The sequence below is a fragment of the Xanthomonas sp. NCPPB 3761 genome (assembly GCF_041475705.2).
GTDB lineage: Bacteria > Pseudomonadota > Gammaproteobacteria > Xanthomonadales > Xanthomonadaceae > Xanthomonas > Xanthomonas phaseoli.
Map to the genome: position 1 here is coordinate 4,821,101 of NZ_CM191262.1, position 16,945 is coordinate 4,838,045.

Sequence of the window (16,945 nt, forward strand, 5' to 3'; positions counted from 1 at the left end):
ATGCCGTGCAGTGCAGCCGGCTCAGAAGGTTAAGCGCAAGGCACGCTTCGCAACCGATGTGTGGCACGTGCGCACCAGCAGCGCATCCGGCCCACGCCCAGCACCGTCTTGCGTGCCAGGCTCACCTCTTCATGCAGGTGGCACCACGCTGCCCGCGCGACTCAGTGGAACTCAATCGAACAATGCCTGGATCGCCGCCAATCCCGCACTGGCGCGTTCTTTCTTGCGCTCGGCATCGGCCACCGGGTCGGCGCCATCGCGCTGCAGTTCTTCGGCCGGAATCTCATCGAAAAACCGGCTCGGCTTCAGTCGCACATGCTCGCCGAACTTGCGCGTCAGCTTGCTGTGACTCATCCACAACTGCTCCTTGGCGCGGGTGATGCCCACGTACAGCAGGCGGCGTTCTTCCTGCAAATTGCCTTCTTCCAGGCTCACTTCGTGCGGCAGCACGCCGTCCTCGCAGCCGACGATGAAGACATAGCGAAATTCCAATCCCTTGGACGCATGCATGGTCATCATGCGCACCTGGTTGCCGCCATCGTCCTTGTCGTTGCGCGACAGCAACGCCAACTGCGCAGCCAGATCGCTGGCGCTGGCGCCGCGCGGACCACCTTCGAACCACTCGGCCAGCTCGTCCAGATTGCGCTTGCGCCGCTGGAAGCCGGTTTCGTCCTTGGACTGATTGCGCAGGTCGTTGAGCAGACCGGACTTGTCGGCGAGCAGGCGCACCAGTTCGCCGGCCGGCATGCTGGACGAGTGCTCGCGCATGTCGCGCAGGATGTCGGTAAACGCACTCAAACCGTTGGCCGCGCGCGGCGGCAAATGCTGCAAGGCGCCCATCGACTCGGCTGCGCGCGACATCGGTACCGACTTGGCGCTGGCCAGCTCGGCCAGGCGCGCCAGCGAGGTCGCACCCACTTCGCGCTTGGGCGATTGCACGGCACGCAGGAACGCCGCGTCGTCGTCCGGATTGACGATCAACCGCAACCACGACAGCAGATCCTTGACCTCCTGCCGCTCCAGGAACGCGGTGCCGCCCGTGAGGTGATACGGCACGCGCAACAGCTGCAGCGCTTTTTCCAGCGGCCGCGACTGGAAATTGCCCCGGAACAGGATGCAGAAATCGCTCCACGGCACCTGCTTGGCGGTGCCCAGGAACGAAATTTCAGCGGCCACCTTTTCGGCCTCGTGCTCGCTGTCGCGGCATTCCCACACGCGGATGCGCTCGCCGTCGGCCTGGTCGCTCCACAAGGTCTTCAAATGCTCGTGCGGGTTATGCGCGATCAACGCGTTGGCCGCACGCAGCACACGATTGGAGCAGCGGTAGTTCTGTTCCAGCTTGATGATTTCCAGCGCCGGATAATCGCGCGCCATCTGCTGCAGGTTTTCCGGATTGGCACCGCGCCAGGCATAGATGCTCTGGTCGTCGTCGCCCACGCAGGTGAAGTTGCCGCGCGGGCCGGCCAGCATCTTCAGCAGCCGGTACTGCGCATCGTTGGTGTCCTGGCACTCGTCCACCAGCAGGTAGCCGATGCGCTCGCGCCAGCCCATCACGATGTCTTCGTTGGCTTCCAGGATCTGCACCGGCAGACGGATCAGGTCGTCGAAGTCCACTGCGTTGAAGGTGGTCAGCCGCGCCTGGTAGCGCTCGTACAAGCTGGCCGCTTCCTTCTCGCGGGTGCTGCGTGCGGCCGCCATCGCCTGCTCCGGCGACAGGCCAGCATTCTTGGCGCGCGAGATCAGGTTCTTGGCATCCTCGATCGCATCCGGCTTGGCGCCGTGCATCAGGTCCTTGATCTGCGCAGCCGCGTCATCGGAGTCGAAGATCGAGAACCCGCGCTTCAGTCCGGCGGCGGCATGTTCGATCTGCAGGAACTTCAAGCCCAGCGCATGGAAGGTGCAGATGGTCAGGCCGTCGGCGCCGTCGCCACGGATGCGCTTGGCCACACGCTCGCGCATTTCCTTGGCCGATTTGTTGGTGAAGGTGATCGCGGCGATCCGCTTGGCCGGATAGCGGCCGATGGCGATCAGGTGCGCGATCTTTTCCACGATCACGCGCGTCTTGCCGCTGCCGGCACCGGCCAGCACCAACAAGGGACCTTCGCAGTGCAGCACCGCGGCGCTTTGCGGGGGATTGAGACCGTACATAATGGCTTCCGACAGAGCGCGCCATTGTACCGGGGCTGCTTGCGGCTGGCCGACGCGACGGATTCATGTCTCCAGTGCCGCTGGCCCTTGCCCATCACCGGGGGCTGCGCTCCCACCCGCTCGACGGCAGGCATTGCCCCCGCCCAGCCACGCCATCGCCGCCTACACACGCGCCGCATCCTGCCGCCTGGCCCGGTAAAATCGCCCGATGGCCAAGCTCTACTTCTACTATTCGGCGATGAATGCCGGCAAGACCACCACCTTGCTGCAATCGGCGCACAATTACCGCGAGCGCGGCATGCGCACGCTGATCCTCACGCCCAAACTCGATCACCGCGCCGGCAGCGGCGTGGTCGCCTCGCGCATCGGCCTGCGCGCGGACGGGCGTATCTTCGAGCGCGGCACCGAGTTGCAACAGCTGGTCGAACGCGACATCCACAACGATGGCGCTTTGCACTGCGTGCTGGTGGACGAAGCGCAATTCCTCAGCCGCGCCCAGGTCTGGCAGTTGAGCGAGGTGGTCGACCGTCTGCGGATTCCGGTGCTGTGTTACGGCTTGCGTACCGATTTTCGCGGCGAGTTGTTCGAAGGCAGCCAGTTCCTGCTGGCCTGGGCCGACGAGCTGGAAGAGATCAAGACCATCTGCCACAGCGGCAGCAAGGCGACCATGACCGTGCGCGTCGATGTGCACGGGCACGCGGTGCAGGACGGCCCGCAGGTGGAGATCGGCGGCAACGAGCGCTATGTGTCGGTCAGCCGGGCCGAGTTCAAGAAGATCATGCGTGGCGAAGGCCGCATCGATCCGCTGCAGATCGCCTTGCCGCTGCCCGTCGCCTAGCGCCGGGGCTGGTCATGCACCCGCAGCCATCCGCGCTGCCGCGGTGCATCCAGCCCAGCAGTGCCCCGGAGCAGCGTTCGCGCACATCCTCGTTCGCGCTGCGCTATCGCGCTGGAAAGCCGGGGCTTGCACATCGCAGTTGGCCATTCGACAGCACCAAGCGCGTCACCGTCGCGCTGACGCCAGCCGCTAGAACCTACGTCAGCACACAGTGCGGCACCGCGTTCGTCGACAGCCGCGCGCGACCAACGGCCACGCTCTATACGCTTTGCAGGCGCTGCTAAACCTGTGCGGGCATGCGCTCACGCCAGCGTCGCGGACGCCGTCAGACAGGCGTATCGTGGCGTCTGGGAGACAGCGGCGCGGCGCACAACCGGGCGCAACCGCGGTCCTGTAAACTGGCAATCGTCTACTCTTTGGAGGCACTCATGGATCCACTGCCTCCCGCATTACGCGCCGATATCGCACGTGTTGGCCGGCTCTCCTCGGTCGCCGACGTGTTGAGCGTCCTCACCCGCCTGACCGGGATGGGATTTGCCGCCGTCGCCCGCGTCACCGAGACACGCTGGATCACCTGCCAGGTGCGCGATGCGTTGTCCTTTGGCCTGCAGCCCGGCGACGAGCTGCCGCTGGCCACCACGTTTTGCGACAGCGTGCGGGTGAAAGGCAATGCCGTGTGGTTCGGCCATGCGTCGGATGACCCGGTCTATCGCGATCACCCCTCCCCGCGACTCTACGGCTTCGAGAGCTACGTCTCGGTGCCGATCAAGTTCGACGACGGCAGCGTATTCGGCACCTTGTGCGCGCTGGACCCGCAGCCGCGCGTCATGGACGCACCGTTGGTGGAAAAGGTCGAACTGCTCGCACAGTTGCTGGCCGCACAGATCCAGGCCGAGCAACGCGCCGAAGAAAGCGCGCAGGAATCGCGGCGCGCCCGCAGCGAACTGGGCCGCGTTGGCGCCTCGGCGCGCTTGCGCGAAGAATTCATCGGCATTCTCGGGCACGACCTGCGCAACCCATTGCAGTCCATGCATGCGGTGGTGGATACGTTGTCCATCGACCAACTCAACCATCGCTATGGCAGCTCCATCCGCTCGCTGCAGCGTAGCCTGCGGCGCATGGAAGAACTGATCGATTTCGCCTGCGATTTCGCTCGCGGCATCGAACTCGATTGGTTGCAGCTGGACTATGGCGACGGGAGCGACCTGCTCGATGCACTTTCCCAGGTCGTGGACGAAACCCGCGCCGCCTACCCCAACCAGGTGCTGTCCACGCACGTGACCATCGACGAGCCCGTGCACGGCGATGCGATCCGGCTGGCGCAGATGTTCGGCAGCCTGATGATCAACGCCGTCGTGCAAGGGCCGCAAAGTTCGCTGATCAAGGCCGTCGCGGTCACCGAACATGGCCGGCTACGCATCGAAGTCTGCAATCTGGATGGGATCGATCCGCGTCGGCTGGACGTGCTGCATGCTTCCACCCATGTGCATACCGGCGGACGTGCGCTACCGGATGTCGATCTGGGCCTGCATATGGCGGCGCAGATCGCAAAGGCCCATCAAGGCGAATTACGCATCATCAGCGGCAAGGACGGCACCTGCTTCCGCGTGGAGCTGGCCTGCACACGTCCGCGCGGACGACTGCACCTGGTCGGCACCTCGGCGCCGGCCTGAGTGCGCGAGGCAGCGACGATCGTCCCGCAGACAAGTCCACCAACAGGTAGTGCACCAGCCGCATGCTGCATGCCGGCCACACGTCCCCTGGCGCCGCACGCGACAGCGCGGGCAACCGGATTGCCCGCAACAAGCGTCGCCGGCCGCCTGGTTCGGCGCTTCTCAGTAGATCTTGCGCTCGCTCGGCGGCGGCGGCGTCCACTGGTACAGCCAGGTTTCGGTGAGCGGCTTGCCGTTGGCGCGCAGGTACAGGCGGATATCGATCTGCTGGGTGCCCTCGTCCGGCGGCACCAGGTCGAACATCGCCCGGTAACCCTTGAGCTCGTGCAGCGGACGCGCCGACACGATTTCAGTGGTGCCACGCGACACCTGCAACACCGCCTCCACCTTGGCCTTTGCATCCTTCGCCAGCGCGGCCAGTTCGCCACCGGCAAAGTCCACCGCAAAGCGCCAGGAGAAATGGCTGCGTTTTTGCCCGACGATGCCGCCGAGGCCGGTTCGGGTGGCCACGCAATGCGCCAACGGTGAGCTGGCCGGCGGCTGCGCGCCCCAATACAGCCGGTAACCCATCAGCAATTCCTGCCCCGGCTGCGGCTTGGATTGCGGGTTCCAGAACGCCACGATGTTGTCGAAGGTCTCGTCGACGGTCGGAATCTCGACCAACTGCACCGAGCCCTTGCCCCAACCACTCTTGGGTTCCACCCACAGGCACGGGCGCTTTTCGTAGAACACGCCATCGTCCTGGTAATGGTCGAAGTTGCGGTCGCGCTGCAGCAGCCCGAAGCCGCGCGGGTTCTCGTCGACGAACATGTTGAAACGCAGATGCGGCGGGTTGCATAGCGGGCGCCAGATCCATTCGCCGCCGCCGGTCCACATCGCCAGGCCATCGGTGTCGTGGATTTCCGGACGCCAATCCCAGTCCATCCGGTTATCGTTTTCGCCGACTTGGTACATGCTGGTGCACGGGCCGATACCCAACCGCTCGATCGCCTTGCGTGGGTACAGCGCGCTGTCGATATCCATCAGCAACACATCGCCATTGGTGATGGCGAAACGGTAGGCGCCGGCAACGCTGGGCGAATCCAATAAGCCGTACACCACCACCGTGTCCGAATCATCCGCCGGCTGTTCCAGGTAATAGGCGATGAAATCCGGAAACTCTTCCGGCCCGCCAGTACCGGTATCGATGGCCAGCCCACGTGCCGATTGCCCATACTGGCCTTCCTTGCCGACCGCACGGAAATAGCTTGCGCCCAGGAATGCCGAAAAGTCGCGCTCGGTGTCCTTGCGTGTGTTGAGCCGGAAACCGGCAAAGCCCAGGTCCTTTGGCAATTGCTTGCCGCCCAGCCCGCTGCTGCCGTAATCGAAGGCCGCCGGGTCGTAGGCCAGTTGTTGCGCCTTGCCATCGACGATGTCGTAGATGTGCACCGGGGTATGGAAATACAGCCCCAGGTGGAAGAACTTCGCCTGGAATTTGCCATTGCCATCGGCCCACAGCGCGTGGTCCTGGCGGTAGCGGATGGACTGGTACTGATCCCAGTTCAGCGCCTCTAGCGGCCCCGGCAGCAGCTGCTTGTGACTCTTGTAAGGCGCCTTCGCCAGCGCGCGCGCCTGTCCCTTCAACCAGGCGTAGTCGAACGGCTGTGGCTGCCCGAGTCGACGCAGACCAACGGCCTTGGCCGCCAGCGCCCACTGCGGCAACGTCGGCAAACCGAGCGCGGCCAATGCGGCAGCAGCATTCTTCAGGAAGTGGCGTCGTTGCATGCGCATCGATCTGGTCAGGGAATGGACGACATCATAGCCACAGCCCGGCATCGACGTGAATGCGCATCTCAGCCAGGTGCAGGCGGCGCATCGCACGCATTGGCCAGCGCGAGCGCGTTGGCGTTGCTGCAAAGGAACCGCCGCTGCGCCTGTTCCTCATCCGGCCCGGTGTAGCGCAGCAGCGTCCACTGCTCCTGTGCCTGCATCTGCGCACCTGGCGCAAGCTGCCGATACGGCGCGTGCACCTCCATTTCCAGCAATCCCTGCTCCGGATGCTGGGCTGGCGCATCCAGATACAACTCCACCTGGCCTTGCTCGGGATGGATCGCCGACAGCGGTTGATGCACGAAGCGAATCACCAGGACCTGCCCGCCTGCGAAACCGGCCATCCATCCTGCCGACGGCTGCAGCAATAGCTTGCCGCGCTGGATCAATCCATCTGGGCGCGCATCGGCGCGCAGCGCAAGCAGGCCGCGCTCCTGCTGATAACGCGGCGCCACCGTGCCGGGCTCGCGCGGTGGCTGCAGCCGAATATCCGCAGCAGCGGCAACGGGCACAAACACCCGCGTCGTCGCCGCAACCCGCGTATTGAACCAAAGGTCCCAGGCAATTGGCTGCGCGCGGATATTGCGCGCGCTGGCCTGGATGTCGACAGTGTCCGCACGCGCTGCAGAACGTTTGATCTGCTTGCGCAATTGCACCCCGGTCAGCGGGCTGGGCACGCCTTCAAGTTCCACCACGTCATGACGACGCACGCTGACGCGCGTCTGCGCCAGCGACAGATACGGATCCGGCGGCCACACTGCGGCCGCCGCCTGACGCTCGGCATTGAGCTGCTGATGCAGCCACCACTGACTCTGCGGCCCGACCCATACATCATGACCAAAATAGGGAATATCTCCCGCAGTAGCCGACACCTCGGGGGCAGGCTGTTGCTCCACCGCCGCACCGACCTTCAACACGTTGGGCTGGCCGCGCAGATTGAACGACAGCACGCGCCCGCCAAATGCCGGCGTGACACTCAGCTCTATCGCGCTGGTCTTCAACTGGAGGCGCTCTACGGCAGCCGCATCGCTCGCAGGAGTCGTCACCGCGCCAGTCGACTGCATCGCTACCAGCGCACCTGCACCGATAAGCACCAGAGCAATGACAAGTTGTCGCGAGCTGGACATACAGCGCTTCCATAGGAGGACCTTGCGATTGTGGCCCGCCGCCTGCGTCGACGCCAGAACACCGCTGCTTGCGGCTGTTTGCTGCAACTCCGCTGCAAGCTGGGTGCGACTTCAGGCGATGCCTGCCTGGAGACCTGGCCACGCAGCGCGCCGAACACTTCTCGACGGACTCGAGCAGAAGCGGGTTTCCGTTTGGCCGGAACATGCGCTCGGACATGCATGCAGGATGGAGCGCAGGTCCGATGCCGGCATCGGAGCGAGCGTAACGAACGCGAGGATTCCTGCAGCTGGGTGGCTGCTTTGCGGGTGCGGTACAGCGATCGATTCATTCGTCTCGGGCACCCTGACCGCATGCGTCACAACCAGACAGTGCAAGCCGACACCTACGTTGCCCAAGGAGAGCCATGTCGATCGTCACAGCATTGCGCAGAGCAGGCGCGTGTAGCACGCCCGCAGTTGCGCCATATGGAGAGTGAGTCGGAGTCGCTTGGTGTGAGTTGGCTTAAACGACGGGACACATCCCGATAGTGCCCGTGCTCAACCACCGCGTCGGCCCGATATCGCGCTTAGCGCTGACAGCTCCCGCACCACACGGTGGCGCGTTGGCCGATCGTCGCGTGCTTCAACACCCGTCCGCATTGTTTGCAGGCCTCGCCCTCGCGCCCATACACAGAGAGTTCCTGCTCGAAATAGCCAGGCGCACCATCCGGGCTGATGAAGTCGCGCAACGTGGTTCCGCCGCGTTGGATGGCATACGCCAGGATGTCTTTCACCGCGTCAGCCAGACGCCGATAGCGCTCCAGCGACACTTTTCCCGCCTCGCGCAACGGACTGATGCCCGCCCGATGCAGGCTTTCGGCAGCGTAGATATTTCCAACCCCGACAACCACGGCCTGATCCATCAAAAAGGTTTTGACTGCAGCCCGCCGCCCCTGTGCCAGCGCGTGGAGATAATCGCCAGTAAATGCGTCCGATAATGGTTCTGGACCAAGCGCAGCAAGTAATTCATGGGGTTGCGCGCCCGATTGCCACAACAGGCAGCCAAAGCGACGCGGATCGTTGAAGCGCAACACGCGCCCGTTCTGCAGACTGATATCCACATGGTCATGCGCCCGCGGCAGCGTATCGCCAGGTAGTACCCGCAGACTTCCGGACATCCCAAGATGCAACAGCGCGCTGCCGCCCGCATCCGTATCGATCAACAGATATTTCGCGCGTCGGCGCACGTTGGTCATGGTGGCACCGGGAAGCAAGCGCTCGATCTGCTCGGGAATGGGCCAGCGCAAATCGGGCCGACGCAGGATCACCCCATGGATCCGCTGCCCGACCAGATGCGGCGACAGACCACGCAACGTCGTTTCGACCTCGGGCAACTCAGGCATCAGCGCATCCAGCAAGCGCCGGCAATGCACCGGCAAGGCAGCTAATGGGGTCGAAACACTCAAATGCAATCAGTGGACGGCGTCGGCGCGCCATCGCGGGGTTATTCGTGCGTTGCCTGCCCGATAGCACCACGTCGACTCCACAGCGTGGACTAACGCTAGATGGGTGCACGATTTGTTTCGCTATGACGCTGCGGGTCTCTCGCAGCGGCGTTCCTTGGCGTTTACGGCTCGCCGTAATGGTTCCTTCGATTGCATGGCGTGGAAGCGATCCATGGCGTAGCAATGTAATGCTGCGCCTTGCCTCGGTGGGCCAGTTTCCTGGGACGGCTCATGCATGCCTGCATGCGCCTGCTCGGCCAGCCATTGATCGCGCTGTGCTCGGCTCCAGCGACCGCCGCGCGGCGCGTCTGGCATTGGCCAGGCGGTTTGGCGGCCAAGAGAAGCTGTAGGTGCCAGTAGCCCGCCGGTTGCGGAGAGCGCGTGCTTTGTGTTGCGGGGCATTCGCAGCCCCGGCCGTACGGGCGCCCTGACCCTGACCCTGCTACCACGAAGGCGATGTCGGCACCGATGGCCAGCGGCGCAGGGTAAGCGGGCCAGGCGGTTGGGGGAGCGCGGTGCTGCGGATAAGGTGACTAACTTCCCACCGCCAGGCGATTGCGGCGGTTATCTCATGCGCTGTGCTACTGCCGCACCTCGGTCACCGCCGGCTTCGGGCGCCCTGAGGCCATCCCGACTGGGTCCTGCATCAATTTGGGCGCAAAAAGAAACCCTCAGTCCTTGCGGACTGAGGGTTCCGGGGTAAAGCCCCTGGCGATGACCTACTCTCGCATGGCTTGAGCCACACTACCATCGGCGCAGCTGCGTTTCACTTCCGAGTTCGGGATGGGATCGGGTGGTTCCACAGCGCTAATTTCACCAGGGAGACGGTTGGAGCGTCGCCAGTTGCTGCTTCCTCAAACGTGAGCACGGGTGTGCCTGGGTTTGCGTGTGGAAGCACCTACGGCGCTCAGCCTCGCATAGTTAACTTGTGACGTAGCTTGCATTTGATGATCTACCAACGTTCGTTGGGACCAAGGCAACTTGAGGTTATATGGTCAAGCCGCACGGATCATTAGTATCAGTTAGCTCAATACATTGCTGTACTTACACACCTGACCTATCAACCACGTAGTCTACATGGTTCCTTTAGGGGGCTTGTGCCCCGGGAAGTCTCATCTTGAGGCGCGCTTCCCGCTTAGATGCTTTCAGCGGTTATCGCTTCCGAACATAGCTACCCGGCAATGCCACTGGCGTGACAACCGGAACACCAGAGGTTCGTCCACTCCGGTCCTCTCGTACTAGGAGCAGCCCCTCTCAAACTTCCAACGCCCATGGCAGATAGGGACCGAACTGTCTCACGACGTTCTGAACCCAGCTCGCGTACCACTTTAAATGGCGAACAGCCATACCCTTGGGACCGACTACAGCCCCAGGATGTGATGAGCCGACATCGAGGTGCCAAACACCGCCGTCGATATGAACTCTTGGGCGGTATCAGCCTGTTATCCCCGGAGTACCTTTTATCCGTTGAGCGATGGCCCTTCCATACAGAACCACCGGATCACTAAGACCTACTTTCGTACCTGCTTGATCCGTCGATCTTGCAGTCAAGCACGCTTATGCCTTTGCACACAGTGCGCGATGTCCGACCGCGCTGAGCGTACCTTCGTGCTCCTCCGTTACTCTTTAGGAGGAGACCGCCCCAGTCAAACTACCCACCATACACGGTCCCTGATCCGGATAACGGACCTAGGTTAGAACGTCAAGCACGACAGGGTGGTATTTCAAGGATGGCTCCACTGCAGCTAGCGCCACAGTTTCATAGCCTCCCACCTATCCTACACAGACGAACTCAGCGTTCAGTGTAAAGCTATAGTAAAGGTTCACGGGGTCTTTCCGTCTTGCCACGGGAACGCTGCATCTTCACAGCGATTTCAATTTCACTGAGTCTCGGGTGGAGACAGCGCCGCTGTCGTTACGCCATTCGTGCAGGTCGGAACTTACCCGACAAGGAATTTCGCTACCTTAGGACCGTTATAGTTACGGCCGCCGTTTACTGGGGCTTCGATCAAGAGCTTCGCCTTGCGGCTGACCCCATCAATTAACCTTCCAGCACCGGGCAGGCGTCACACCCTATACGTCCACTTTCGTGTTTGCAGAGTGCTGTGTTTTTGATAAACAGTCGCAGCGGCCTGGTTTCTGCGACCCTCTTCAGCTATAGCTCGCACGAGCCACCAAAAAGGGTGCACCTTCTCCCGAAGTTACGGTGCCATGTTGCCTAGTTCCTTCACCCGAGTTCTCTCAAGCGCCTGAGAATTCTCATCCTACCCACCTGTGTCGGTTTACGGTACGGTCTTCGTGAGCTGAAGCTTAGGAGCTTTTCCTGGAAGCGTGGTATCAGTGACTTCGCCAAAAAGGCTCGTCTCGGTGCTCGGTCTTAAAGGATCCCGGATTTGCCAAAGATCCAAACCTACCGCCTTTCCCCGGGACAACCAACGCCCGGTACACCTAACCTTCTCCGTCCCTCCATCGCACTCACGCGAGGTGCAGGAATATTAACCTGCTTCCCATCGACTACGGCTTTCGCCCTCGCCTTAGGGACCGACTAACCCTGCGTCGATTAACGTTGCGCAAGGAAACCTTGGGCTTTCGGCGTGCGGGCTTTTCACCCGCATTATCGTTACTCATGTCAGCATTCGCACTTCCGATACCTCCAGCAGACTTCTCAATCCACCTTCGCAGGCTTACGGAACGCTCCTCTACCGCGCATAAAACAAGTTTTATGCACCCCAAGCTTCGGTTCACTGCTTAGCCCCGTTAAATCTTCCGCGCAGACCGACTCGACCAGTGAGCTATTACGCTTTCTTTAAAGGGTGGCTGCTTCTAAGCCAACCTCCTGGCTGTCTATGCCTTTCCACATCGTTTTCCACTTAGCAGTGAATTTGGGACCTTAGCTGTGGGTCTGGGTTGTTTCCCTTTTCACGACGGACGTTAGCACCCGCCGTGTGTCTCCCATACAGTCCGTCTCGGTATTCGGAGTTTGCAATGGTTTGGTAAGTCGCGATGACCCCCTAGCCATAACAGTGCTCTACCCCCGAGAGGATACATATGAGGCGCTACCTAAATAGCTTTCGAGGAGAACCAGCTATCTCCGGGTTCGATTAGCTTTTCACTCCTAATCACAGCTCATCCCCGTCTTTTGCAACAGACGTGGGTTCGGGCCTCCAGTACCTGTTACGGCACCTTCACCCTGGCCATGACTAGATCACCCGGTTTCGGGTCTACTGCCCGCGACTATGCGCCCTTATCAGACTCGGTTTCCCTTCGCCTCCCCTATACGGTTAAGCTTGCCACGAACAGTAAGTCGCTGACCCATTATACAAAAGGTACGCAGTCACTCTTGCGAGCTCCTACTGCTTGTACGCACACGGTTTCAGGATCTATTTCACTCCCCTCTCCGGGGTTCTTTTCGCCTTTCCCTCACGGTACTGGTTCACTATCGGTCGGTCAGGAGTATTTAGCCTTGGAGGATGGTCCCCCCATATTCAGACAGGGTTTCACGTGCCCCGCCCTACTCGTCTTCACTGGAGTGGCCCTTTTAAATACAGGGCTATCACCTTCTATGGCCAATCTTTCCAGATTGTTTTTCTAAAGCCATTCCAGCTTAAGGGCTGCTCCCCGTTCGCTCGTCACTACTTAGGGAATCTCGGTTGATTTCTTTTCCTCCGGTTACTTAGATATTTCAGTTCACCGGGTTCGCTTCTAGCAGCTATGAATTCACTGCAGGATACTGCCGAAGCAGTGGGTTTCCCCATTCGGACATTGCCGGATCAAAGCTTGTTGCCAGCTCCCCGACACTTTTCGCAGGCTACCACGTCCTTCATCGCCTCTGACCGCCTAGGCATCCACCGTGTGCGCTTATTCGCTTGACCATATAACCCCAAGTTGCCTCGGGGCCATACGCCGTGTTGTGTGGGGTACAAAGCCACCAACGCGAACATACGACTCAATTTCTAGGGACTCGAAGTCCCCGCCTTAGCCTCAACGACACGTTTAGATAGATATCTCAAACGCTCGCTACGTCACAAGTTATAAAAGAACATGTCTCAGCCTCAACGCTGAGCCATATAAATTCTTAAGTGTGCACTACATTCAGAGTGGTGGGTCTGGGAGGACTCGAACCACCGACCTCACCCTTATCAGGGGTGCGCTCTAACCACCTGAGCTACAGACCCAAAGTCGTTTCACTCAAATGGTGGAGCCTGTCGGGATCGAACCGACGACCCCCTGCTTGCAAAGCAGGTGCTCTCCCAGCTGAGCTAAGGCCCCATGATGGGACTTTCGCATACCGGCCTGTGCCGATACGCATCTCTGAATGCAGGTAATTTGTGAGGACGCCCGACAGGACGATGACGTCATGCTCAAAAGGAGGTGATCCAGCCGCACCTTCCGATACGGCTACCTTGTTACGACTTCACCCCAGTCATCGGCCACACCGTGGCAAGCGCCCTCCCGAAGGTTAAGCTACCTGCTTCTGGTGCAACAAACTCCCATGGTGTGACGGGCGGTGTGTACAAGGCCCGGGAACGTATTCACCGCAGCAATGCTGATCTGCGATTACTAGCGATTCCGACTTCATGGAGTCGAGTTGCAGACTCCAATCCGGACTGAGATAGGGTTTCTGGGATTGGCTTGCCCTCGCGGGTTTGCAGCCCTCTGTCCCTACCATTGTAGTACGTGTGTAGCCCTGGTCGTAAGGGCCATGATGACTTGACGTCATCCCCACCTTCCTCCGGTTTGTCACCGGCGGTCTCCTTAGAGTTCCCACCATTACGTGCTGGCAACTAAGGACAAGGGTTGCGCTCGTTGCGGGACTTAACCCAACATCTCACGACACGAGCTGACGACAGCCATGCAGCACCTGTCTCACGGTTCCCGAAGGCACCAATCCATCTCTGGAAAGTTCCGTGGATGTCAAGACCAGGTAAGGTTCTTCGCGTTGCATCGAATTAAACCACATACTCCACCGCTTGTGCGGGCCCCCGTCAATTCCTTTGAGTTTCAGTCTTGCGACCGTACTCCCCAGGCGGCGAACTTAACGCGTTAGCTTCGATACTGCGTGCCAAATTGCACCCAACATCCAGTTCGCATCGTTTAGGGCGTGGACTACCAGGGTATCTAATCCTGTTTGCTCCCCACGCTTTCGTGCCTCAGTGTCAGTGTTGGTCCAGGTAGCCGCCTTCGCCACGGATGTTCCTCCCGATCTCTACGCATTTCACTGCTACACCGGGAATTCCGCTACCCTCTACCACACTCTAGTGACCCAGTATCCACTGCAATTCCCAGGTTGAGCCCAGGGCTTTCACAACAGACTTAAACCACCACCTACGCACGCTTTACGCCCAGTAATTCCGAGTAACGCTTGCACCCTTCGTATTACCGCGGCTGCTGGCACGAAGTTAGCCGGTGCTTATTCTTTGGGTACCGTCAGAACAATCGGGTATTAACCGACTGCTTTTCTTTCCCAACAAAAGGGCTTTACAACCCGAAGGCCTTCTTCACCCACGCGGCATGGCTGGATCAGGCTTGCGCCCATTGTCCAATATTCCCCACTGCTGCCTCCCGTAGGAGTCTGGACCGTGTCTCAGTTCCAGTGTGGCTGATCATCCTCTCAGACCAGCTACGGATCGTCGCCTTGGTGGGCCTTTACCCCGCCAACTAGCTAATCCGACATCGGCTCATTCAACCGCGCGAAGCCCGAAGGTCCTCCGCTTTCACCCGTAGGTCGTATGCGGTATTAGCGTAAGTTTCCCTACGTTATCCCCCACGAAAGAGTAGATTCCGATGTATTCCTCACCCGTCCGCCACTCGCCACCCATAAGAGCAAGCTCTTACTGTGCTGCCGTTCGACTTGCATGTGTTAGGCCTGCCGCCAGCGTTCACTCTGAGCCAGGATCAAACTCTTCACTTAAAATTACATGCCCGAAGGCAAATACTTTAGCTGCAGAAGTCCAACCACTGGCAACTTATCGCTTGCAAAGCAATTAATATGTTGCTTGATTAAACGTCTGCAAGATGGACAATCATCCTTCCTGCAGGCGTCCGCACAAATTACCTGCGCACACTGTCAAAGAACCTGGGGAGTGGCCTCAGCGCCGTTCCCGTCAGCTTCGTCGTTTCCGTCGAAGCGAGCCGCTCATTATAGCGGACTTTTTCTTGCCGTCAACACCTCATTTCGAGGTGGTTGACGCTGCTTCGTTTCGACCCGAAGGTTTTCTGCGAAGCGAGCCGGCCATATTAGCAGGCTTTTCATCCTCGTCAACCCCTCGTGAAGAGGAAGTTGCCGCCGCTGCACCTCGATCCGCCGTAGCGTCTTTCCGTGTAGAGAGCCGCCCATCATAGCCGGCTTTTTCGTTTCGTCAACACCTTGTGATGTTTCCGATTCGCCTCGTTCCTTGGTGCGATGCTTCGAGAAGCGCCGCCGTCCCGAGCGAGGCCGCGCAGTTTGTCGAGACCACGCAGAAGTGCAAGCACTTTTTGACACTGGCATGACATCGGCCCCTATCCACGTAGATATCGCACGCGATTGCGCACTCCAGCCGCGTCCCCACGCACGCTGGGTGCCAGCTCACTGATCGACACCCAGCGACGCAACGCTGCGGTATCGATCGCAGGTTGGCTCGATGAAAATGCATGTACCAGACACAGAGCGCCCTCATGCCCGCTTCCCGCAATGTGCTTCGTGATCTCTCCCTGCCTGCGATTGCCGCCGGTTTTGTCACCGTGCTGGTGGGATTCGCCAGCTCTGCGGTGATCGTGTTCGAGGCGGCACGCCACCTGGGCGCCGACCAGGCGCAGGTGGCGTCGTGGATGTGGGCGCTGGGCATCGGCATGGGGGTGACGTGTATCGGCTTGTCGCTGCGCTACCGCGTGCCGGTGGTCACGGCCTGGTCCACGCCGGGCGCGGCGATGCTGATCGGCAGTGCGGCCGGGGTGCCATTAGGCGAGGCGGTCGGTGCGTTCGTGGTGGCCGCGGTATTGGGAATGGTGGCCGGGTTTTCGGGATTATTCGAACGGGCGATCCGGCGGATTCCGATTTCGCTTGCCTCCGGGATGCTGGCCGGCGTGCTGTTGCGCTTCGGCCTGGACCTCTTTGTGGCGATGCAGAGCCAGGTGTTGCTGGCGCTGGCGATGTTGGCGACCTATCTGGGCGGGCGGCGCTGGTTTGCGCGCTATGCGGTGATTGCGACCTTGTTGGTGGGTATTGCGATCGCTGCCGGCGGGGGGCTGCTGCGGTTGCAGTCCGTGCAGCTGCAACTGGCCCACCCGGTGCTGGTGATGCCGTCGCTATCGTGGGCGGCGCTATTCGGTCTGGCGATTCCGTTGTTCGTGGTGACCATGGCCTCGCAAAACGTGCCCGGCGTGGCGGTGATCCGGGCGTCCGGCTATGCAGTGCCGATGTCACCGACGGTCGGCTGGATCGGTGCGGTCAATACGGTGCTGGCGCCGTTCGGCGGCTTTGCGTTGAATCTGGCGGCGATTACTGCGGCGATCTGCATGGGTCGCGAAGCGCATGAAGATCCGGCGCGGCGCTACACCGCTGCGGTCAGCGCGGGTGTGTTCTACGTGGTGGTCGGGCTGTTCGGTGCGACCGTGGCCGCGGTGTTTGCGGCCTTCCCGCGTGAACTGGTAATGGCCATTGCCGGGATCGCACTGCTAGGTACGATCGGCAATAGCCTGGCGGCGGCATTGCGCGAGGACAGCGAACGCGAAGCGGCGTTGATCACCTTCCTGGTCACCGCCTCCGGGCTGACGCTGGGCGGGATCGGCGCGGCGTTCTGGGGCCTGGTGGCCGGAACGGTCACGTTGCTGGCCTTGCGGACGAAAGCAGCGCCTTAGCACGCGTGCCCGCGGATGGAGCAAGCG

The 16,945-nt window shown here is 60.9% G+C and carries 7 protein-coding genes, 2 tRNA genes and 3 rRNA genes; 3 read left to right on the plus strand and 9 right to left on the minus strand.

The window, feature by feature from the left end; genetic code table 11:
* Positions 1–171 precede the first annotated feature (171 nt).
* On the minus strand, positions 172–2,148 hold the full coding sequence (gene rep, locus ACCQ00_RS20875; RefSeq protein ID WP_007971162.1) for a DNA helicase Rep: 1,977 nt from the start codon (positions 2,146–2,148) through the stop codon (positions 172–174).
* Positions 2,149–2,356: 208 nt separating this feature from the next.
* Between rep and ACCQ00_RS20880 the strand changes: the two genes are divergently transcribed.
* On the plus strand, positions 2,357–2,986 hold the full coding sequence (locus tag ACCQ00_RS20880; protein WP_017155167.1) for a thymidine kinase: 630 nt from the start codon (positions 2,357–2,359) through the stop codon (positions 2,984–2,986).
* Positions 2,987–3,414: 428 nt separating this feature from the next.
* Positions 3,415–4,659, plus strand: coding sequence for a GAF domain-containing sensor histidine kinase (locus tag ACCQ00_RS20885; protein ID WP_039569926.1), 1,245 nt, complete (start codon positions 3,415–3,417; stop codon positions 4,657–4,659).
* 162 nt (positions 4,660–4,821) lie between these two features.
* On the opposite strand, the gene ACCQ00_RS20890 is transcribed toward ACCQ00_RS20885, so the two are convergent.
* From ACCQ00_RS20890 to ACCQ00_RS20925, 8 genes are all read right to left on the minus strand, one after another.
* Positions 4,822–6,423, minus strand: coding sequence for an OpgD/OpgG family glucan biosynthesis protein (locus tag ACCQ00_RS20890; protein WP_039583978.1), 1,602 nt, complete (start codon positions 6,421–6,423; stop codon positions 4,822–4,824).
* Positions 6,424–6,491: 68 nt separating this feature from the next.
* Positions 6,492–7,469 (minus strand): DUF4380 domain-containing protein, encoded by a 978-nt coding sequence (locus tag ACCQ00_RS20895; protein WP_039569929.1) that lies wholly within the window; start codon positions 7,467–7,469, stop codon positions 6,492–6,494.
* 692 nt (positions 7,470–8,161) lie between these two features.
* The gene (mutM, locus tag ACCQ00_RS20900) at positions 8,162–8,977 is read right to left on the minus strand and encodes a bifunctional DNA-formamidopyrimidine glycosylase/DNA-(apurinic or apyrimidinic site) lyase (protein ID WP_039569938.1); all 816 of its coding nucleotides are present in this window, start codon (positions 8,975–8,977) and stop codon (positions 8,162–8,164) included.
* An 808-nt stretch (positions 8,978–9,785) separates the two neighbouring features.
* Positions 9,786–9,900 (minus strand): 5S ribosomal RNA (rrf, locus tag ACCQ00_RS20905).
* A 170-nt stretch (positions 9,901–10,070) separates the two neighbouring features.
* Positions 10,071–12,951: ribosomal RNA gene (locus tag ACCQ00_RS20910) — 23S ribosomal RNA — on the minus strand.
* Positions 12,952–13,177: 226 nt separating this feature from the next.
* A tRNA-Ile gene (locus ACCQ00_RS20915) sits at positions 13,178–13,254 on the minus strand.
* A gap of 18 nt (positions 13,255–13,272) precedes the next feature.
* Positions 13,273–13,348 (minus strand) — tRNA-Ala (locus ACCQ00_RS20920).
* Between the two features lie 95 nt (positions 13,349–13,443).
* Positions 13,444–14,990: ribosomal RNA gene (locus ACCQ00_RS20925) — 16S ribosomal RNA — on the minus strand.
* The 16S, 23S and 5S rRNA genes sit together here with 2 tRNA genes alongside, the layout of an rRNA operon.
* A 746-nt stretch (positions 14,991–15,736) precedes the next feature.
* Here ACCQ00_RS20925 and ACCQ00_RS20930 point away from each other — a divergent pair.
* Positions 15,737–16,918, plus strand: a complete 1,182-nt coding sequence (locus ACCQ00_RS20930; RefSeq protein WP_039575605.1) for a benzoate/H(+) symporter BenE family transporter — start codon at positions 15,737–15,739, stop codon at positions 16,916–16,918.
* Positions 16,919–16,945 lie beyond the last annotated feature (27 nt).